This is a genomic window from Stenotrophomonas sp. STM01, from assembly GCF_014852135.1.
GTDB classification, from domain to species: Bacteria; Pseudomonadota; Gammaproteobacteria; order Xanthomonadales; family Xanthomonadaceae; genus Stenotrophomonas; species Stenotrophomonas capsici.
In genome coordinates, this window is the sequence record NZ_JACVBA010000001.1 from 1350180 (window position 1) to 1368679 (window position 18500).

Annotated in this window: 21 protein-coding genes, 1 other RNA gene and 1 riboswitch; of the genes, 6 read left to right on the top strand and 16 right to left on the bottom strand. The window is 68.2% G+C overall.

Annotated features, from left to right (window positions below):
- Nucleotides 1-5: 5 nt before the first annotated feature.
- Nucleotides 6-461: a division/cell wall cluster transcriptional repressor MraZ gene (gene mraZ, locus IB227_RS06330; protein ID WP_132864993.1), complete on the bottom strand. Its 456-nt coding sequence runs from the start codon at nucleotides 459-461 to the stop codon at nucleotides 6-8.
- A 320-nt stretch (nucleotides 462-781) separates the two neighbouring features.
- Between mraZ and IB227_RS06335 the strand changes: the two genes are divergently transcribed.
- Nucleotides 782-1552 carry an NRDE family protein gene (locus IB227_RS06335; RefSeq protein ID WP_192286681.1) on the top strand — a complete coding sequence of 257 codons (771 nt, stop codon included), beginning with the start codon at nucleotides 782-784 and terminating at the stop codon, nucleotides 1550-1552.
- A 293-nt stretch (nucleotides 1553-1845) separates the two neighbouring features.
- On the opposite strand, the gene rnpB is transcribed toward IB227_RS06335, so the two are convergent.
- From rnpB to rsmI, 3 genes are all read right to left on the bottom strand, one after another.
- Nucleotides 1846-2277, bottom strand: an RNA gene (rnpB, locus tag IB227_RS06340) — RNase P RNA component class A.
- A gap of 49 nt (nucleotides 2278-2326) precedes the next feature.
- The gene (locus IB227_RS06345) at nucleotides 2327-3091 is read right to left on the bottom strand and encodes a hypothetical protein (RefSeq protein WP_192286682.1); all 765 of its coding nucleotides are present in this window, start codon (nucleotides 3089-3091) and stop codon (nucleotides 2327-2329) included.
- On the bottom strand, nucleotides 3069-3905 hold the full coding sequence (rsmI, locus tag IB227_RS06350; protein ID WP_192286683.1) for a 16S rRNA (cytidine(1402)-2'-O)-methyltransferase: 837 nt from the start codon (nucleotides 3903-3905) through the stop codon (nucleotides 3069-3071). Before rsmI ends, IB227_RS06345 begins: the two co-directional genes overlap by 23 nt.
- A gap of 81 nt (nucleotides 3906-3986) precedes the next feature.
- On the opposite strand from rsmI, the gene IB227_RS06355 reads away from it, so the two are divergent.
- The 4 genes from IB227_RS06355 to IB227_RS06370 are packed head-to-tail and all read left to right on the top strand — an operon-like array spanning nucleotide 3987 to nucleotide 8035.
- Nucleotides 3987-5711: a penicillin-binding protein activator gene (locus IB227_RS06355; RefSeq protein ID WP_192286684.1), complete on the top strand. Its 1725-nt coding sequence runs from the start codon at nucleotides 3987-3989 to the stop codon at nucleotides 5709-5711.
- Nucleotides 5701-6078, top strand: a complete 378-nt coding sequence (locus IB227_RS06360) for a YraN family protein (protein ID WP_132864998.1) — start codon at nucleotides 5701-5703, stop codon at nucleotides 6076-6078. The genes IB227_RS06355 and IB227_RS06360 overlap by 11 nt, the downstream gene beginning before the upstream one ends.
- Nucleotides 6078-6620, top strand: coding sequence for a metal-dependent hydrolase (locus IB227_RS06365; protein ID WP_192286685.1), 543 nt, complete (start codon nucleotides 6078-6080; stop codon nucleotides 6618-6620). The genes IB227_RS06360 and IB227_RS06365 overlap by 1 nt, the downstream gene beginning before the upstream one ends.
- Complete coding sequence (locus IB227_RS06370) at nucleotides 6617-8035, top strand: FAD-linked oxidase C-terminal domain-containing protein (RefSeq protein ID WP_192286686.1); 1419 nt, start codon at nucleotides 6617-6619, stop codon at nucleotides 8033-8035. The genes IB227_RS06365 and IB227_RS06370 overlap by 4 nt, the downstream gene beginning before the upstream one ends.
- A gap of 81 nt (nucleotides 8036-8116) precedes the next feature.
- On the opposite strand, the gene IB227_RS06375 is transcribed toward IB227_RS06370, so the two are convergent.
- From IB227_RS06375 to IB227_RS06415, 9 genes are all read right to left on the bottom strand, one after another.
- Nucleotides 8117-8671, bottom strand: coding sequence for a GTPase (locus tag IB227_RS06375; RefSeq protein WP_132865001.1), 555 nt, complete (start codon nucleotides 8669-8671; stop codon nucleotides 8117-8119).
- A complete protein-coding gene (locus IB227_RS06380) occupies nucleotides 8668-9624 on the bottom strand; it encodes a hypothetical protein (protein ID WP_192286687.1) in 957 nt (318 codons plus the stop codon). Before IB227_RS06380 ends, IB227_RS06375 begins: the two co-directional genes overlap by 4 nt.
- Before the next feature lie 77 nt (nucleotides 9625-9701).
- Nucleotides 9702-10064, bottom strand: coding sequence for a roadblock/LC7 domain-containing protein (locus tag IB227_RS06385; protein WP_132865003.1), 363 nt, complete (start codon nucleotides 10062-10064; stop codon nucleotides 9702-9704).
- 152 nt (nucleotides 10065-10216) lie between these two features.
- Nucleotides 10217-10615, bottom strand: a complete 399-nt coding sequence (locus IB227_RS06390) for a roadblock/LC7 domain-containing protein (RefSeq protein WP_192286688.1) — start codon at nucleotides 10613-10615, stop codon at nucleotides 10217-10219.
- Nucleotides 10616-10767: 152 nt separating this feature from the next.
- On the bottom strand, nucleotides 10768-11775 hold the full coding sequence (thiL, locus tag IB227_RS06395) for a thiamine-phosphate kinase (protein ID WP_192286689.1): 1008 nt from the start codon (nucleotides 11773-11775) through the stop codon (nucleotides 10768-10770).
- 91 nt (nucleotides 11776-11866) lie between these two features.
- Nucleotides 11867-12346 (bottom strand): transcription antitermination factor NusB, encoded by a 480-nt coding sequence (gene nusB, locus IB227_RS06400; RefSeq protein ID WP_192286690.1) that lies wholly within the window; start codon nucleotides 12344-12346, stop codon nucleotides 11867-11869.
- Nucleotides 12343-12810, bottom strand: a complete 468-nt coding sequence (ribH, locus tag IB227_RS06405; protein ID WP_192286691.1) for a 6,7-dimethyl-8-ribityllumazine synthase — start codon at nucleotides 12808-12810, stop codon at nucleotides 12343-12345. The genes nusB and ribH overlap by 4 nt, the downstream gene beginning before the upstream one ends.
- 196 nt (nucleotides 12811-13006) lie before the next feature.
- The gene (ribB, locus tag IB227_RS06410; protein WP_192286692.1) at nucleotides 13007-14107 is read right to left on the bottom strand and encodes a 3,4-dihydroxy-2-butanone-4-phosphate synthase; all 1101 of its coding nucleotides are present in this window, start codon (nucleotides 14105-14107) and stop codon (nucleotides 13007-13009) included.
- On the bottom strand, nucleotides 14104-14706 hold the full coding sequence (locus IB227_RS06415) for a riboflavin synthase (protein WP_192286693.1): 603 nt from the start codon (nucleotides 14704-14706) through the stop codon (nucleotides 14104-14106). The genes ribB and IB227_RS06415 overlap by 4 nt, the downstream gene beginning before the upstream one ends.
- 75 nt (nucleotides 14707-14781) lie before the next feature.
- Nucleotides 14782-14968, bottom strand: a riboswitch (FMN riboswitch).
- A 157-nt stretch (nucleotides 14969-15125) separates the two neighbouring features.
- On the opposite strand from IB227_RS06415, the gene IB227_RS06420 reads away from it, so the two are divergent.
- Nucleotides 15126-15749 carry an outer membrane beta-barrel protein gene (locus tag IB227_RS06420; RefSeq protein ID WP_192286694.1) on the top strand — a complete coding sequence of 208 codons (624 nt, stop codon included), beginning with the start codon at nucleotides 15126-15128 and terminating at the stop codon, nucleotides 15747-15749.
- A 202-nt stretch (nucleotides 15750-15951) separates the two neighbouring features.
- Here IB227_RS06420 and ribD read toward each other — a convergent pair whose 3' ends face one another.
- The 3 genes from ribD to IB227_RS06435 all read right to left on the bottom strand — a co-directional run bounded on the left by ribD (nucleotide 15952) and on the right by IB227_RS06435 (nucleotide 18416).
- On the bottom strand, nucleotides 15952-17037 hold the full coding sequence (gene ribD / locus IB227_RS06425) for a bifunctional diaminohydroxyphosphoribosylaminopyrimidine deaminase/5-amino-6-(5-phosphoribosylamino)uracil reductase RibD (RefSeq protein ID WP_192286695.1): 1086 nt from the start codon (nucleotides 17035-17037) through the stop codon (nucleotides 15952-15954).
- A gap of 118 nt (nucleotides 17038-17155) precedes the next feature.
- Entirely contained in the window at nucleotides 17156-17623 is a 468-nt protein-coding gene (locus tag IB227_RS06430; RefSeq protein WP_192286696.1) for a GNAT family N-acetyltransferase, read from the bottom strand.
- A gap of 58 nt (nucleotides 17624-17681) precedes the next feature.
- Entirely contained in the window at nucleotides 17682-18416 is a 735-nt protein-coding gene (locus IB227_RS06435; RefSeq protein ID WP_192286697.1) for a hypothetical protein, read from the bottom strand.
- Nucleotides 18417-18500: the final 84 nt, after the last annotated feature.

Consider the following 18500-nt stretch of genomic DNA (forward strand, 5'->3'; position numbering starts at 1 on the left):
CCGGCTCACAACTTCAAGTCGAGCAGCCCATCGCCCAGATCCTCGTCAGACAATGTCTGCTGGATCAGTGCGCGATGCGCTTGCTCGCTCCAAAGTTCGAACTTGTCGCCCATTCCCATCAGCACGGCCTTCTTCTCGATGCCCACCGCATTGCGGTGACTGGAAGGCAGGCTGATGCGGCCATTGCCATCCAGTTCCAGATGGGCCGCCGAACCGACAAGCTTCTGCTGCAGGGTGCGCACCACGCGCTGCGTGTTGGGCTTGGCCATCACATCGTCCCGCACCCGTTCCCACTCCTGCTCTGAGTACAACCACAGGCAACCGGCTTCGAACGGGTTGTAGGTCAGTACCAGGCGATTGCCGCTCACGCGCGCGACCAGGTCGCGGTAGGCGGTTGGCACCGCCATGCGTCCCTTGTCGTCAACCGTGATGGCAGTCTCGCCTTGAAACACGACGGCTATACCTGTTTGTCCGCTTTTGCCCAGGGGGTCATTGAACCACGAAAAACCACAAAAAACCCGGTTTTCCCTCTGATGCCCACCTTAGCAGCCGACCTTGGCTTGTCAACAACTTTCCGTGCACAAAATCGCCATAAGCATCAATAGCTTGCAGCAATGTTTAGAGACTTGTTCAAGGCTTATCCACAAGTTGCTGTTTCGTCTCAAATTTTGAGATTTCCATGAAATTCAGCACTGTAGAGACCATGTGAAATCACGCCGGTGGCTACCTTGCCATTCAGGCGGGCATGGCTGGCAACTGCGCAAACAGGCACACTCCGTGCATGTGCCTGGTCACCCTTGCCTGGAAATGCCATCCCCGTTGGCGCCTGCTGATGGCCGGCAACCGCGACGAGTTCCACGCCCGCCCGACCGCTGCCCTGCACGCCTGGCCGGATTCCCCGGCAGCGGTGATCGCCGGGCGCGACCTGCGCTCGGGCGGCAGCTGGATGGGAATCAATGGCAACGGGCACGCCGCCGTGGTCACCAATGTCCGTGATCCGACCGCCGCAACCGGCGGCCCCTCGCGGGGCGAGCTGATCGCCGGCTACCTGGAGGGCAACGCCGGTGCCACCGCCTATACCGACGCACTGGCCCTGCGTGCGGCCGAGTTCGCCCCGTTCAACCTGCTGGTCGCCGATGCGGACCACTGCGCCTACCTGGGCAACCGCCCCGCGGCCCATCGGGTACTGCAACCGGGCATCCACGGCATGTCCAACGGCGCGCTGGACGCGCCCTGGCCCAAGACCCGTCGCCTGATGCAGGTACTGGACGGCTGGTTGGAGAGCGGCGAGGAGGCGCTGGACGTGATCTGGCAGGCCCTTGCCGATGAGACGCGGCCGCCGGACGCGGAATTGCCGGCCACCGGCGTTCCACTGGAACTGGAGCGGATGCTCTCCAGCGCGTTCATCCGTGGCCGTGACTATGGCACCCGCGCCAGCACGGTGGTCGCGATCGACCATGATGGCCGCGGCTTCATCCATGAGCGCCGGTTCGGGCCGGACGGCGTGTACCTGGGCGAGCAGCGCGTCGATGTATCACCGGGCCGGGAGTGAGGCTGCGGGGTTTGCCGGGGGCTTGCCAGAAGCCGCCCTCACCCCAACCCCTCTCCCGTGGACGGGAGAGGGGCTCGGTGGATCAAGCATTCCTGGAACTGAATCTGGCATTCGCGCTTTTCGGTGCCCCACCGCGATGCGAAGCGAGCCAAGCCATCCCACAGCAGCAGGAAGCCCCCTTTAGTAAAGGGGGCGCGTCGACAGGCGCAGGGAATTGGGTGGGCAGAGGCCCGGGGCCCGAGGTTTCGCGCCGCGGAACCTTGGGGCTTTGCTCGCCAGGCAGGCGAGGAAAGCGGCGGAGCCGGCCGATAAGCCGGGTTCTGTCGTGGACAGTCATTCTTCTAGGCGCCACGTCACCGTGACGCTCAAGCAACCTACCCGGACCCGACGCGGGCCACGTCATGAGGTCCCTATTTGGTCTTGCTCCAGGTGGGGTTTGCCGTACCGGTCTGTTGCCAGACTCGCGGTGCGCTCTTACCGCACCATTTCACCCTTACCGGCCCCTCGCCACCCCGTTGCGTCCTTCCGGACCACTTGGGCGATGCATTCGCATCGCCAGTTGCGGTCATGAGGCCGCAATGGGGTGACGAGGGACGTAGGCGGTATCTTTCTGTTGCACTTTCCGTCGGCTCTCGCCGCCCAGGCGTTACCTGGCACCTTGCCCTGTGGAGCCCGGACTTTCCTCGGCATTCCCGAAGGAATGACGCGACTGTCTGGCCGACTCCGCCGCGCGCATTGTCGCACGTCCAGCAGGGTTTCTGCCCGACGCTTCGTTCATCCGGCCACGGGCGGCACATAGCGCATGCGCTGCACGCCAGTGGTGGTGAACGACAGCAGCCAGCCTTCGCGCAGGATGTCGACCTGCTGGAAGTCGGCATGCGCGTCACTGGCCATCAACTGCGCCGACAACGCATCCAGCGCCGCCAACCCCCAGTCCCGCAGTGCTTCCTCGGCGACGTCCTCGATGAACGCCACCGGCGGCAGCGGCCAGTTGTCGTACAGCAGCAGGACGTTGCACGGCTGTACCGCGAACGCCGGCTTGTGCAGCACCTCGCGTTTCTTCTGCACCGCCCAGCGCATCACCTCCACCCACAGCCGCTCCGGCTCATCGCCGATCCAGGGACTGCCTTCGTAGGTATCGGCCAGCAGTTGCCGCATCAACGGGCTGTCCCACTCCGCCCGTCCATCCCCCTGACGGTGATGCGCCGCCGGGCGGACCCAGCCGGAGTTGATGCCGCTCAGCCTGGCCTGCAGCTGCTTGAAGCTCTCCGGCACCACCTCCATGCATTCCACGCCCACCCGCCCGGTTCCGGTATCGACCAGGAAATCCGGGCTTTCGCGCTTGTGCACCTGCACCGGGTACGCCAACTGCGGGGACCAGGCGGTCAGCCAGCGGGTCATCATCCAGCGTTCGCGCTGCTCCTTGGCCTGGCTGCCCGTGGCCACGGCCAATGGATGCTCGCGCAGGTCCAGTTGCCCGCGCAGGCTGGCGGCGTCGGCCGCCGCCCACCACGCCTCAGTCGTTGCCGCCCTGTCCATACAAGACCTTGCGCGGCGCACCGCTCAGTTCGGCCGCCAGCTTGGCGGCGGTGGAGGGAGGCAGGTGCTCGTTGAGCCTGGCATACAGGCGGCGGCCTTCGGCGACCTTGGCCGCCTCATCGTCGCCGGCGCCCTGCACCATCACCACGAACTCGCCCTTGCGCTGGTTGTCGTCGGCCTGCACGGTGGCCAGCAGCTGCGCCAGCGAGCCATCCAGCACGGTCTCGAACAGCTTGGTCAGCTCACGCGCAACCACCGCCGGCCGCTCCGCACCAAATGCCATCGCCATGTCGGCCAGCGATTCGGCGATGCGGTGCGAGGACTCGTAGAACACCAGCGTGCCGGTCTCGCTGGCCAATCGCTGCAGGCGGTCGCGGCGCGCGGCCGCCTTGGCCGGCAGGAAGCCTTCAAACACGAAACGGTCGCTGGGCAGGCCGGCCACGCTCAAGGCGGCAATGGCGGCGCAGGCCCCCGGCACGGGGCTGACCTTGATGCCGGCCGCGCGCGCGGCGCGCACCAGCCGGAAGCCCGGGTCACTGACCAGCGGGGTACCGGCATCACTGACCACGGCCAGCGATTCGCCGGCTTGCAGGCGCGCGACCACGCGCTGCGCCATCGCTTCCTCGTTGTGGTCGTGCAGCGCGACCAACGGCTTGCTGATGCCGAAATGCGACAACAGCTGCCCGGTATGACGGGTGTCCTCGGCGCAGATCGCCGCCACCGAACGCAGCACCTCCTGCGCGCGCGGGCTCAGGTCGGCCAGGTTGCCGATGGGCGTGGCAACGACATACAAGGTGGCAACGGTGGTACTCATCATCGGGATTTCCATGGGCAAGGGTAGAATCCTACCGTTTCCCCCGCCCGGCACCGCCGCGCCCCGTCGAACGGACCTCAAATGAACAAGCAAGCCGCTCGGATTTCCGCCCTGTCACTGTCGATGCTGCTGTTCGTGGGCTGCGCCACCACCAGCGTGGCGCCGACCACGTCGCCTGCCCAGCAGGCCGCCATCGCCCTGCTCGAGCAGGGCAAGCCGCGCGAAGCGGCGCAGCAACTGGAGGCCCAGGCCGCGCAGGCGCGCGGTGCGGGCAAGTCGATGCTGCTGGCCGACGCCGCCTTTGCCTGGCACGACGCCGGCGACGATGCGCGTGCGCGCATGCTGATCCCGCAGGTGCAGGTGCGCCAGCTCAGCGGTGCCACCCGCCAGCGGTACCACCTGATGCTGGCCGAGCAGGCCCTGGCCGAGCAGCAGCCGGCGGTGGCCCTGCAGGCGCTCACCGGCAGCAATGACCCGTTGCCGCCCGCGCTGCAGACGCGCTGGCTGCTGGCCCGCGCGCAGGCGCTGGAAGCCACCGGCGATGCGTTCGCCGCCGCCGCCGAGCGCGCCCGCGCCGGCGTGCTGCTCAGCGGCACCGCACGCAGCGACAACCAGCGCGCCATCACCCGCCTGCTGGCCGGCATCAACGATACCACCCTGTCCAGCCGCGCCGCCGCGCTGGCAGTCGGCGACCCGCTGTACAACCACGCCGGGCGCGCCCTGCTCGGCCGTGGCCTGCCGCTGCCGCGTCCGTTCGACCGCGATGCCGCGTGGCAGGTTGATACCGGCAAGCGCCCGCCGGCCGATGTCGACGGCTACCGTCCGCCGGTCAAGCTCGCGGTGCTGCTGCCGCTGACCGGCAACCTGGCCACCGCGGCCGCGCCGGTGCGCGATGGCCTGCTGGCCGGCTATTACGGCGAAGGCCGGCGCCGCCCGCAGATCGATTTCCTCGACACCCGCGGCACCGCCGCCGGTGCGATCGCCGCCTATGACAAGGCCGTGGCCGCCGGCGCCGACTTCGTGGTCGGCCCGCTGGGCCGGGACGAGGTCGATGCGCTGTTCCACCGCGATCCGCTGCAGGTCCCGCTGCTGGCCCTGAACCGCGGCAAGGATGCACCGCCGCCGGGCAGCGCCGCGTTCTCGCTGGCCCCGGAAGACGACGGCATCATGGCCGCCGAGTACCTGCTCGGCCGCGAGCGCGGCAACGTGCTGGTGATCGCCAGCAACGACGACAGCGGCCGCCGTGCCAGCGCCGCGTTCAAGGAGCGTTTCGCCGAACGCGGCGGTAAGCTCGCCGCCAGCATCAATATCGGCGAAGCCCCCGGCGACATCAGCGCGCAGCTGCGCCAGGCCGCCGGCGTGGACGCGGTGTTCCTCGCGGTGAAGGGCAACCAGGCGCGCGCACTGGCCCCGCAGCTGGCACTGTCCGGCCTGGCCGGGGTCAGCCGCGTCGGCACCTCGCAGCTGGTCAACAACACCGGCAAGGCCGAGGAAGACACCGCGCTGGACGGCATCATCTATCCGAGCGAGGCATGGACCACGCGCGGCGTGGCCGGCCTGCCGGCCGCCAGCAGCCTGGCCAGCACCCTGCCGACCGCGCGTGGCGGTGCCGCCCGCCTGTTCGCCTTCGGCTTCGATGCCTGGAAGATCACCGCCTACCTGGAAAAGCTGGCCACCAGCACCAGCGGCGGGCTGAGCGGTGCCACCGGCGCGCTGCACCTGGACGGCTTCGGCAACGTGCTGCGCACGCCGGCATGGTCCACCTTCAGCGGCGGCCGCCCGACCCCGATCGGTGATGGCCGCTGACCAGGCCCGGCGTGGCGCGGCGGTGGAAGCTGCCGCGCGCACGCACCTGGAACAGGCCGGCCTGCGTTGGCTGGCCAGCAATGTCCGCTATCGGGGCGGTGAACTGGACCTGGTGATGCGCGAGGCCGGCCGCGAAGGCGCGTTGGTGTTCGTCGAGGTCCGCTACCGTCGTTCCAGCGCATTCGGTGGCGGCGCCGCCTCGGTCGATGCCGGCAAGCGCCGCCGCCTGCTGCATGCCGCGCAGCTGTACCTGTCCCAGCACGACGCGCTGGCACGCCTGCCATGCCGGTTCGACGTGGTCGAAGCCAGTGGCGAGCCCCCGCGCCTGCACTGGATCCGCGACGCCTTCCGCGCCGACGACTGCTGATGCCCAGTATCTTCACCCATGCCGCGGTCCCGCTGGCGCTGTGGTGCGCGAGCGAACGCGGGCGCGTTTCCGCCCGCCTGCTCGGTGCCGGCGTAGCGGCGGCGATGCTGCCCGATGCCGACGTGCTCGCCTTCGCCCTGCACATTCCCTATGCCGATGCCTTCGGTCATCGCGGCGCGAGCCATTCGCTGCTGTTCGCCGCCGTGCTGGGCCTGGTGGCATGCGCGTTGTCGCCCTGGCTGCGCGCCAGCCGGGTACAGGCGGCTGCGTTCGTGTCCGCCTGCGCGCTGTCGCATCCGCTGCTGGACGCCTTCACCTCGGGCGGGCTGGGCGTGGCGTTGTGGTGGCCGTGGAGCGAGCAGCGCCTGTTCGCGCCGTGGCGCCCCATCCGCGTTTCGCCCTTCGCCAATAACTTCTTCAGCGCCCGCGGGCTGCAGACCGTGCTGTCGGAACTGCGCTGGGTGTGGCTGCCGCTGTTCTCCTGCGTGCTGGGCTGGAAGCTGGTCCAGCACCGCGCACCCACCGATCAGACATCCTCATGACGCCGTTGCCGCCCGCCTTCCACGCCACCCTGTCCGAACTGCTCGGCGAAGACTGGCGCACCGATGCCACCGCGCTGGAAGCGCACGCGCAGGACAACTCCTGGCGGCATGCCTTGCCGCAGGGCGTGGCCCTGCCGCGCAACCGTGAACAGGTGCAGGCCATCGTGCGTGCCTGCCACGACCATGGCGTGCCGCTGGTCGGCCGTGGCGCCGGCACCGGCACCACCGGTGCCGCGGTGCCCACCGCCGGCGGCGTGGTGCTGTCCTTCGTGCACATGAACCGCATCCTCGACATCCGCGCGGGCGACCGCTGCGCGGTGGTCGAACCCGGCGTGCTCAACGGCGACCTGCAGCAGGCACTGATGCCGCATGGACTGTTCTGGCCACCGGACCCGTCCAGTGCCGATATCTGCAGCATCGGCGGCAATCTGGCCTGCAATGCCGGCGGCCCACGCGCGGTGAAGTACGGCACCAGCCGCGACAACGTGCTCGGGCTGGTCGCGGTGACCGGCACCGGCGCGCTGATCCGCTGCGGCGGCCCGTATACCAAGGACGCCACCGGCTACGACCTGACCCACCTGATCGTCGGCAGCGAAGGCACGCTGGCACTGATCGTGGAAGCCACCCTCAAGCTGGCGCCGCGACCGCGCGCGCAGGCCGGCCTGCGCGTGCTGTACCGCGACGCCGGGTCGGCCGCGGCCGCGGTGTCACGGGTGATGGCACAGCCGGTGACACCGACCATGCTGGAATTCATGGATGCCCGCAGCCTCGAACTGCTGCGCCGCAATGGTGCGCAGGTGCCCGATGCCGGCGCGATGCTGCTGATCGAGGCCGACGGCGACGACGACACCCTGCCCTACCTGCTCAATGCACTGGCCCAGGCCGCCGAAGGCGATGGCATGCTGGAACTGGACGTGGCCACCGACGGCAGCGCCCGCGACCGGCTGTGGGCGGCGCGGCGCGCGCTCTCCCCCGCGTTGAAGAGCATCGCGCCGGGCAAGATCAACGAGGATGTGGTGGTGCCGGTGTCGCGCATCCCGGAACTGGTGGAGGGCGTGCAGCAGCTGTCGCGGGAAGCGGCGTTGCCGATCGTCACCTTCGGCCATGCCGGCAACGGCAACCTGCACGTCAACATCCTTTACCACCCGGACGACGCCGGCGAGAGCGCCCGCGCCCATGCCGCGCTGCCCAAGGTGTTCGCGCTGACGCTGGCGCTGGGCGGCACGCTGTCCGGCGAGCACGGCATCGGCCTGGCCAAGCGCGACTTCATGGCCCAGGCCTTCAGCGCCAGCACGCTGGCCGCGATGCAGGCGATCAAGCAGGCGCTGGACCCGGCCGGCATCCTCAACCCGGGGAAGGTAATGCCGCCCCTGGTGCCCACTCCCCATGGGCACCAGGGCACGGACTTCCCCTGAGACATTGCCCCCGCACACGCACGGCGACCGGCGCGCCTGCATGCGCCGTCGCGCGTGGCGGGGAATCGTAGGTCGGTGGTGTTACGCCACCGCTTCAGCGTAGCGGCAGGACAGCAGTGCCTTGACCAGGAAATCGACCTGGCTGGCCTCACGCGCATCCACCCACATCACCGGCAGGCGATGGCCTGCCTGGGACAGCGCGTTGCGAAAATCGGTGAAGCGGAACGCCGGTTCGCGATCCTGGCAGGTGATACCCACCGCGAAGCAGGCCTCCGGCGCCAATGCACGGAAGTGTTCCAGCAGCGTCAGCGTACTTGGCAGCGCGCGCGGGTTGAGTGCGCTCACAAGTACGATCACGCCAATCGCACCTTCGGCGACGATCGGCCACATGAAATCCAGGTAGGCCTGGCCCGGCACGCCGTAGACATGCAGCAGTTCGCCGTCGCCCAGCTCGATGGAGCTGTAGTCCAGCGCCACGGTGGTATGCGACTTGTCCTCGAACGCCTCCAGTGCCGCCTCGTCACTGATCGGCATTTCGGTGCTGATCGGTTCCATGTCCGAGATCGACCTGATCGCGGTCGTTTTTCCCGCACCCATTTCACCGACAAATACCAGCTTGGTTGCCATAGCCGTCAGACCTGAAGCCCCTTGGAAAAATTGAGCCCGAACCGTTTTGCGATACGCGAGAAGAAGCCGGAGACCTTGTTGCCGGAGCCGCGCGGGGTGGCCACCGGCGCGCTGGAGGTATCCAGCAGGTGCGTGCAGGCAGCGGCCCCCATGATACGGGCAACATCGTCCAGTGACGTACCCGTGGCCTGGGCCAGCTCGTCCGGTCGCCATGGACGGATCATCATCGCCGCCATCGGCAGCAGCCACTGCATCGGCAGCTTGCCGGTCTCCACCTCGGGCCAACCGCGCAGCCGGCAATGGCCCTGCAGGTCCACCGGCAGCAGCGGCTCGCTGTTCAGCGCCGCCGCCCGCCAGCAGAAATCCTCGAACGGGTGCTGCCCGACCGCATCGGACATGCACTGCTCCAGCGTCGTGTCGCCGTCGAGCAGCGACAGCGTCCAGCCGGCTTCGGCCGCCGCCCGCAGGCAGTTCTCGTAGGGGATGTCGCGCAGCAGGGTGACCTGGGTCTGGTCGGCATCGACCACCACCTTCACCAGGCCCATGTGCAGCAGGCAGGGTTTGCCCCTGGCCTCTTCCAGGCTGCGGAACAGGGTGCGCGGGCGGAACCGCTCGCCACTGCTGTCCGCGGCCAGCAGGAGCTGGCGCAGTTGCTGGAAGATCTCGCGGACGCTGGCGCCATAGGCCACGCCCGGCACGCCGAGGCTGGACAGGACGTTGCGGGTGACCGCCAGTACCGGCAGCCCCTTCCGGTCGGCCTCGCGCAGCAGCTCCTGGCCGCGGCTGTCGTCGGCACTGGCCACCAGCAGGTCCACCTTCTGCTGGTTCCATTCCTGCACGTCGGCCTGGATGTACTCGGCCATCAACAGCGAACTGGCGACCTTCAGCCGCATGACGTGCAGGACATCCAGTCCCTGGCAACCAATCACGGCGGCGGAGATCTTGCGGGCGGGTGCACTCATCGTATCGATCAGGCCTGGGCGTCGAAGCGCATCAACTGCACCACCGCCCCGTCACGGGGCGGCGGTGCATCGGTCGATCACTTGAAGTCGAGCGTCTGCTCGAAGGACTTCAGCTCGTGGCGAGCCAGGGCCAGGTTGGCGCGCGAGCGGTCCAGCACCACGTACAGGAACAGGTCCTGGTTGCTTTCCAGCGGACGGATCAGGTGGTACTGCTTGGTCAGGGTGATCAGGATGTCCTCGATCGCCTCGGTGATGCCCAGCGACGCGGCGACGCGGCGCTTGGCGCGCACCACTTCGGTGTTGCCTGCCGCAGCGACTTCCAGGTTGAGCGGACCGCCGCCGAGCATGCCCAGGGCCATGCCGCTGTCGCTGTCGACCAGGGCAGCGCCGACGAAACCGGCGATTTCATTCAACTTGTCGAGCTTTACGTTTCCAGCCATGTTCATCTCCAAGGTTCAGTGATCTTGATGACGTGCCGCCCAGTCCTTCCCCGGAAAGGCAACACGGTTGGTCGAGGCGAAGCCCGTCGACCCGGGCCGGTCCTCCGGCACGCCGGAAAACCTGTAGCACAGATGCGTTACAGCCAATGGGGTTACAGCAGGGACTTGATGCGGGCCGCGGCATCGCGGGCCGCGTAGAGCAGGATCGCCAGCGAGGTATCGGAATGGCCCAATGCCGCCAGCGTGTACGGACGGTCGGCATCGACGCGGACCAACACCATGCTGCCCTGCGCGGTGGACATGGTCACGTAGTCGGCCGTTGCCAGCCCGAGCTCGCGCGACAGGGTCTCACCCAGGGTCAGGAAGGAGTTGCTCATCGCCGACAGACGTCGCGGGTCGAGCTTGTTGCGGGAACGGTGCGCGATGGCACGGCCATCGGCCGTGGACACCAACAACATGGAAATGCCAGCGCTGCCTTCCATCACGCTGTCCAGTGCCGCTTCCAGCGCAGGGCTGTCCACGGTCACCGAAGGCGAACCTACATCGCTCATCTTCGCCCTGACCTTTTCAAGCGTTGCCATTTCCATTCACGATCCCCTGTTAATCGCGTCGCACCCAGCAGGAACGAAAAACGCGACATCGATCACGTTGTTGATGGTATGTATGAATACGTGGACACGATGTGAACGGCATTTCTCATCGTTCAAAACGGGCTTTTCCTATTGCCCCCGATCGAAAAGTGATTGAACCCCGACCGCTCCCTGGAGACTGCCTTGCCCTCCCCGTCGAGCAGCCGGACCCCGCTTCCGGTTCGAATATAGCCAATACGTGTAGCCCGAACTGCTACCGATGCCATGCTTTGAGCGACCTGCGCGCGCGCGGACGCCGGCGCGGTGAAGCACAGCTCGTAGTCGTCACCGGCGCCTGCACGCAGGCCTTCGAAAGCCGCGCCGAGCTGCAGCTCGCTGGCGTGCTGCGATGCCGGCAGGCTGCTTTCCATCACCTCCGCGGCAACCCCACTGCGCGCGCAGACATGCCCGAGGTCGGCCAGCAGGCCGTCGGAGACATCGATCGCCGCACTGGCCAGCCCGCGCAGCGCGAGGCCGGCCTCCAGCCGTGGCGTCGGCCTGGCCAGGCGCAACCGCAACTGCTCCCGTGCCGGCTCGGCCACGGGGCCGGCCACCGCCAGCTGCCCCTGCTGCCACAGCGCCAGCGCCAGGCCCGCCTCACCCGGCACGCCGGTCACCCAGACATCGTCGCCCGGCCGCGCGCCGTCGCGGCGCAGCGCCTGGCCGACGGGCACCTGGCCCATCGCGGTGATCGAGATCGCCAGCGGGCCGCGGGTGGTGTCCCCCCCGACCAACGCCATCCCGTGCCGGTCGGCCAGCGCGAAGAAGCCTTCGGCGAAGCCCTCCACCCAGCTGGCCGATGATTCGGGCAGCGACAGCGACAAGGTGCACCACGCCGGCTGCGCCCCCATCGCGGCCAGGTCGGACAGGTTCACCGCCAATGCCTTCCAGCCGATGTCCTGCGCCGGGGTCTCGTGCGGGAAGTGCACCCCGGCATTGAGCGTATCGGCGGTGACCACCAGCTGCTGCCCGGGCGCAGGCAGCAGCAGCGCGGCATCGTCACCAATGCCCAGCGCGATGTCGGCGCGTGCGCCGGTGCGGCGACGGATGCGATCGATCAGGCCGAACTCGTCAAGACTCATGGGTTGCACTCTGGATACGAAAACGCCGGTGCCGATGATGCCGGCCCCGGCGTGTTCATGGGTCACGGGCGGCGGCGAGGCCGCCGTCGGCTTACTGGCCGGACTCGGTCTTGCGCCACTCCACCGCAGCGCGGTCGAGCACGCCGTTGACGTAGGTGTGGCCGTGTTCGGAACCGAAACGCTTGGCGGTCTCGATGGCCTCGTTGATCACCACGCGATACGGCACGTCCAGGCGGTAACGCAGCTCGTAGGCGGCCACGCGCAGCACCGCGCGCTCGATCGCATCGACTTCTTCCACGCCACGGTCGACGAACGGGGCCAGCGCCTCGTCCAGGTCGCGACGGTGGTCGAGCACGCCGCGCAGCAGGCTCTCGAAGTAGGCCAGGTCGGCGATTTCATGCGCCTGCTCGTGCGCGAACTGGGCCAGCAGCGACTCGGCGTTGCCGCCGGAGATCTGCCAGGCGTAGATCGCCTGCAGGGCACGACGACGGGCGCGCGAGCGCAGCACCGGGTCGATGCCGTCGCGGCGGACGGGCTTTCCGGCAGGCTTGCCGTTGTTCTTGTTGCTCACGGCAACTTCTCCAGAAGATTGACCATTTCCAAGGCCGCCTTCGCGGCCTCCGTACCCTTGTTGCCATGGCTGCCGCCCGCACGCGCGTCGGCATCCTCCTCACGCTCCACCGCCAGCACACCGTTGAGCACTGGCACGCCGAAATCCAGCTGCGCGCGCATCAAGCCTTCGGCACAGCAATCGGATACATGCTCGTAGTGACGGGTGTCGCCGCGGATCACGCAGCCCAAGGTGATGATCGCGGCATGATGACCGGCTGCAGCCAAGCGCGCCGCGACCAGCGGGATTTCCCAGGCGCCCGGCACACGCACCACATCGATGGCCTCCTCGCTGACACCGCTGCCGGTCAGGAATTCGCGGGCACCAATGACCAAGGTATCAGTGATACGCGGGTTCCACATGCTGGCAACGATGGCAAAACGGGCCGAATCCGGCGGGAGGAGATAGCCTTCGTAGTGGCTCATAGGGGGCAGGACTCCAAAAGGTAGGTAAGTTTACCGCGCGCGGGCTTTACAGGAGCGGCACGAGAGCAGCGGAAGGGCTGACGCCTGTGGGACCGCGCTACGCGACCTCTCCCCGCCCCTTCCCTGCGCCTTCGACGCTGGGAAGGGGAACAGCGGTGATGGGACAAGATGCGCGTACAGCCTGCCCGCGCCCGCTTCAGGCCTGAACGGTCTCGACGATCTCCAGCCCATAGCCGGCCAGGCCGATCTGCCGGCGCGGGGTGCCCAGCACGCGCAGCTTGCCCAGGCCCAGGTCGGACAGGATCTGGGCACCGGCCCCGTTGCGGCGCCACTGGCCCACGTCCTTGTCCTTGCCCGGCACCACCGGCGCCGGCTGCTGGCGCAGGCGGGCCAGCAGGCTGCCGCTGTCACGCGGCGCCGACAGCACCACCATCACGCCGGCACCGGCCGCATCGATGGCGCGCAGCGCATCGGTGGCGGCCACGCCGAAGTCGTCGCGGCGCCAGTGCAGCAGGTCGGCCAGCGGGTTTTCCACCTGCACGCGCACCAGCGTCGGGGTGTCCTTGTCCGGCGTGCCGCGGACCAGCGCGAAGTGCAGGTCGTTGGCGATGCGGTCACGGTAGGTGACCAGCCGGAACGCACCGAACTCGGTGTCGATGTCACGCTCGTCCACGCGCTCGACGGTGTGCTCGGTGGCCAGGCGGTAGGCGATCAGGTCGGCGATGGAACCCATCTTCAGGCCGTGCTCGCGGGCGAACACCTCCAGCTCCGGGCGACGCGCCATGCTGCCGTCGGGGTTGAGGATCTCCACCAGCACGCCGGCCGGCTCCAGCCCGGCCAGCATGGCCAGGTCCACGCCGGCCTCGGTGTGGCCGGCGCGGGTCAGCACGCCACCGGGCTGGGCGATCAGCGGGAAGATGTGGCCCGGCTGGTGCAGGTCCGACGGCTTGGCATTGGGCTTGACCGCGGTACGGATGGTGTGGGCGCGGTCGTGCGCGGAGATGCCGGTGGTGACGCCCTCGGCGGCCTCGATGCTGACCGTGAAGTTGGTCTGGAACTGCGCTGTATTGGCCTGCACCATCGGCGCCAGACCGAGGTCTGCCGCGCGCGTGCGGGTCAGCGGCAGGCACACCAGGCCGCGGCCATGGGTGACCATGAAATTGATGTCCGACGGCTTGACCAGCTCGGCGGCCATGATCAGGTCGCCTTCGTTCTCGCGGTCCTCGTCATCGACGATGACCACCATGCGGCCAGCGCGGATCTCTTCCAGCAGTTCGGGAACGGGTGCGAAGTTCATCGTGCGGCTCCTTGGCCCAGCAGGCGCTCGACGTAACGGGCGACCAGATCGATTTCCAGGTTCACCGCGCTGCCCACGCCGGTGGCCGAGAACGCAGTGTTGGCGACGGTATGCGGGATCAGCGCGACCTCGAAGCCTTCGTCGTCGGCCTCGTTGACGGTGAGGCTGACGCCGTCCACGCAGATCGAGCCCTTCCTGGCGATGTACTTGAGCAGCGGCTCGGGCGCGGCGAAGCGCCAGCGCAACGCGCGCGCATCCTCATGGATGGACAACACCTTGCCCAGCCCATCGACGTGGCCGCTGACCAGGTGCCCGCCGAGGCGGTCGGTCGGGCGCATCGCACGCTCGAGGTTGATCACCGCGCCGTCGGCCAACGTGCCAAGCGTGGTCAGGGACAGGGTCTCGGTGGACGCATCGGCCTGGAAGCTGTGCGCGTCGAATGCGATGACGGTCAGGCAGACGCCATTGACGGCGATGCTCTCGCCCATCTGCACGTGCTCGAACGGCAGGTTGCCGACGTTGAAGGTGAAGCGGACGTCGCCGCCGATGGGTTCGCGTGCGGCCAGTGTGCCGACGCCTTCGATGATTCCAGTAAACACTAACGTTCTCCGCGGAAAGTGAGCGAAAAACGCCGCAAGGCAAACAGGCGCACGGACCCTGCGAGGGGCCCGGGACACCGTCTTCTTTCATCCGGACTATGACCGTCGGCTCCGGCATCTGACCGGATCTGCTGACCTCCTGCCCGCCATCTGCACATGTTTGTGCCGGCCGACCGGAGCGCTCGCGGGCTCGTCCGGCTACCCCGGAAAGGGCGCCAAACCTACCGCCGGTGGGGAGTTACACCCCGCCCTGAAGACGTTTGTACGTGCCGGCGAACCGGCCCGCGCATTGTATCAGCCCCGTCTGAACGGATGGATTCCCGTCAAAATTTCGTTAAACTCCCGCCGCCGCGACATGAGGTTGCGGTGCTGGCCTGCAATGAGCCGGGCGATACACACTGGATTTGAAGAGGATTTTCATGCGCAAGACCCTGATTCTGGCCGCCCTGCTGGCCGCCACCCCGTTCGCCGCCGCCGCCGATGAACTGAGCTACACCTTCGTCGAAGCCGGCTGGACCCAGGTCCGCCTCAACGACAACGACCTGGACGATCCCAAGACCAACGGTGCCTACCTGCGCGGTTCGTACAACATCGCCAAGAACGTCAATGTGTTCGGTGGCTACTCGCGCATGTCCGAGAGCTTCAACCTGGGTTACGGCGCCCGCGCCAAGTACACGCTGGACATGCCGGAGCTGGGCATCGGCTACCACATGAACCTGAGCGACCGCGTGGACTTCACCACCGACATCGCCTGGGTCCGCGTGGGCACGAAGGAAGAGCTCTCCGGCTTCGGCGCCTACGACGGCAGCTACAAGGAACACACCAACGCTGGCCGCATCACCGCCGGCATCCGCGCCAAGCCCTCGCCGCGCACCGAAGCCTGGCTCAAGGGCGGCGTGATCGATGGCAGCCGCATGGACACCGAGTTCGTCGGCACCCTGGGCGGCCAGGTCAAGTTCAACCAGACCTGGGGCCTGGTCGGCGAGATCCAGCTGTTCGACGACGTCAGCCAGTACTCGGTTGGCGTTCGCGCCAGCTTCTGATCCCCTCCGGGATCGGCATGCAACGGGGGCCGCAAGGCCCCCGTTGTTGTTTCAGGCGCACAGGAGCGGCCCCGGCCGCGAAGCACGTGTGGTTCCCGTGCGCGGAAGAAAAAGCGATCTTGCAGTGCAGGCGGTTGGACTTCCCGGTGCCTGCGCCCTTCCCGGCTTCGTGCCTGAAGGCGCTCCCACCGCAGGTGCGCGGCTACGGGCGCAGCAATACGCGCAGCTCCTTGCCGACCCTGCGGGCATCCACCACCTCCAACGGCACCGCCTGCGCCATGTGCTCGATGCCCAGGCCCGCCAGCAGCGGCCGGGCCCCGTCGCCCATCAACAGCGGGGCGATGTAGAGCAGCAGTTCGTCGGCCAGGCCGGCCTTGAGCAACGCGCCGCACAGGGTGGGGCCCGCTTCCACATGGACTTCGTTGATGCCGCGTGCGCCCAGCAGGGCCATCACCGCATGCAGGTCGAAGCGGCCATCCCCGCCCAACGGCGCGGTGGCAAATTCCGCCCCTTCCAGGCAGGGCGCAGCCAGCGCCGCATCGTGCAGGTACAGGGTGGGTGCGTCGCCTTCGCGTACCCGCGCGCGTTCGAGCGTGCGCAGCCGGGCATCGAGCACCACGCGCAGCGGCGGCAGGAACTGGCCGTGTTCCGGGCGCGCGGTCAGCTGCGGGTCGTCGGCCAGCACCGTGGCCGCACCGGTCAGGATGGCACCGGCGCGTGCACGCCAGTGCTGTACGTCGGCACGTGCCGCCTCACCGGTGATCCACTTGGACTCACCATTGGCCATGGCCGTGCGCCCATCCAGGCTGCCGGCCAACTTGACCCGCACGAACGGCCGGCCGCGCTCCACCCGCGACAGGAAGCCACGGTTGAGCGCGCGGGCCGTGTCGGCCATCAGGCCCACCGCCACCTCGATGCCGGCCTGACGCAGCAGCGCGAAGCCACCGCCATCCACATCCGGGAACGGGTCGCCCATCGCCGCCACCACCCGCGCCACCCCCGCCTCGATCAGCGCCAATGCACACGGTGGCGTGCGGCCGTAATGGGCGCAGGGCTCCAACGTGACATAGGCAGTGGCCCCGCGTGCGCGCTCGCCGGCCGCGCGCAGTGCGAACACCTCGGCATGCGGCCCGCCGGCACGCTGGTGCCAGCCTTCACCCACCACCTCGTCACCGTGCGCGATCACGCAGCCGACCATCGGATTGGGCCGCGTGGTCCAGGCCGCCTGTTCGGCCAGGCGCAACGCGCGGGCCATCAGCAGGTGATCGGTGGCGGTGAACGGGCTCATGCGGGACTCCAAGGGATGCGGCGTGCGATGACGGCAACCGGCGGGAATTACGATCCGGACGTGCCTGTCATGCAAGTTTACGCGTGCCGCCACCTGCCCCGCCGGCCATGCGTGGGACTCAGCCTTGCCGCGTCCGGATTTCCATCACGGTGATGGCCAACGGCCCCAACTGCAGTTCGGCGTGCACCCGCCAGCCAAGGCCCTGGTACCAGGGCACCATCGGCGCCTCGCAGTACAGGTACAGCGTCGGCACACCCAGGGCAGCGGCCTGGGCGACGCAATGCCGTACCAACGCCGCACCCACGCCCATCCCGCGTGCGCGGGGCTGCACGTACAACGATGCCAACCACGGCGACCACCCGCGGATCTGCTCATGGTCGTCATGCAGCAGGCTGACCGAGCCCAGCCAGCCCTGCCCGTCCTCGACCAGCCAGCTGCACGGAATGGCATCGCGCTGCTGCGCGCGCAGTTCGGCTTCGGCCTGGGCAACGGTCCAATCGGGCAGCAGGCCGCCGAAGGCCTGCACATGGGCAGCCGCCAGCGTCGGCAGGTGTTCGGGGCGGTCAAGCAGATTGACGATCAGCATCCGTACTCACGAAATCAAATGGCAGAACCGGCCAGGCCCACTGCGCAACGGCCAGCGTTCACGGCCGCTGGTAACGCCCACGCTCACGTTGGTCCCCCGGCCAGACCGGCACCAACGCCTTGTCTTCGACACGCAGGAAGGTCGGCATCGGCGCATCGCCCCCTGCGCTCAGGGCTTCCACATCCAGCCGCATCAACAGTGGCCAGCGCGCGTCCCCGTCCACCGCCATCCAGGTCATCGGCATGCCGCTGCGCGGCCAACGTGCCCCCACCTGCACCGGCATGCCCGGGCGCGCCGCGAACAGGGCCGCGCCGCGTTCGGCCTGTACCGTCTGTTCCTGGCCATCGGGCCAGCGCAAGGCGACTTCGAGGCCATCGTCACTCATGCCATGGCTGACCTCGAACGCATAGACCAGCAGGCGATCGCCCTGGTCCGGCATCGGGTACTTGTCCATGTCCGCATACGTCGCGCGCGCCTGCTCGTCACCGTCACGCCGCAGCAGCTGGAACGGCACCTGGGCGCCCTGCTCCCGCGCCATTCCCACGCAGTCCCCGTTGCGCCACCAGCGCCCCTGGGCGGCGAAATCCATTGCTCCGTAGGCCAGCATCCACTGGAAGCGCCCGTCCGCACCGAGTACCAGCTCCGAGCCCACTTCCTGCATGCCGGAGAGGTAGTAGTGGCCGGCGACCGCGTTTGATTCCGCTGCCAGCCGCTGCGACGGCTCCGGACACACACCGGTGTGGGGAGGGGCCGCAGCCAGCACCGGCAATGGAACGGCCAACGTCAGCAGCATGCCCAGCCGCCGCCACCTGTTCCGCACCGTCCGGATCTTCTGGCCTGGCATCACTGTGTCTTCCTGTCATGCCGTGGCAGACAC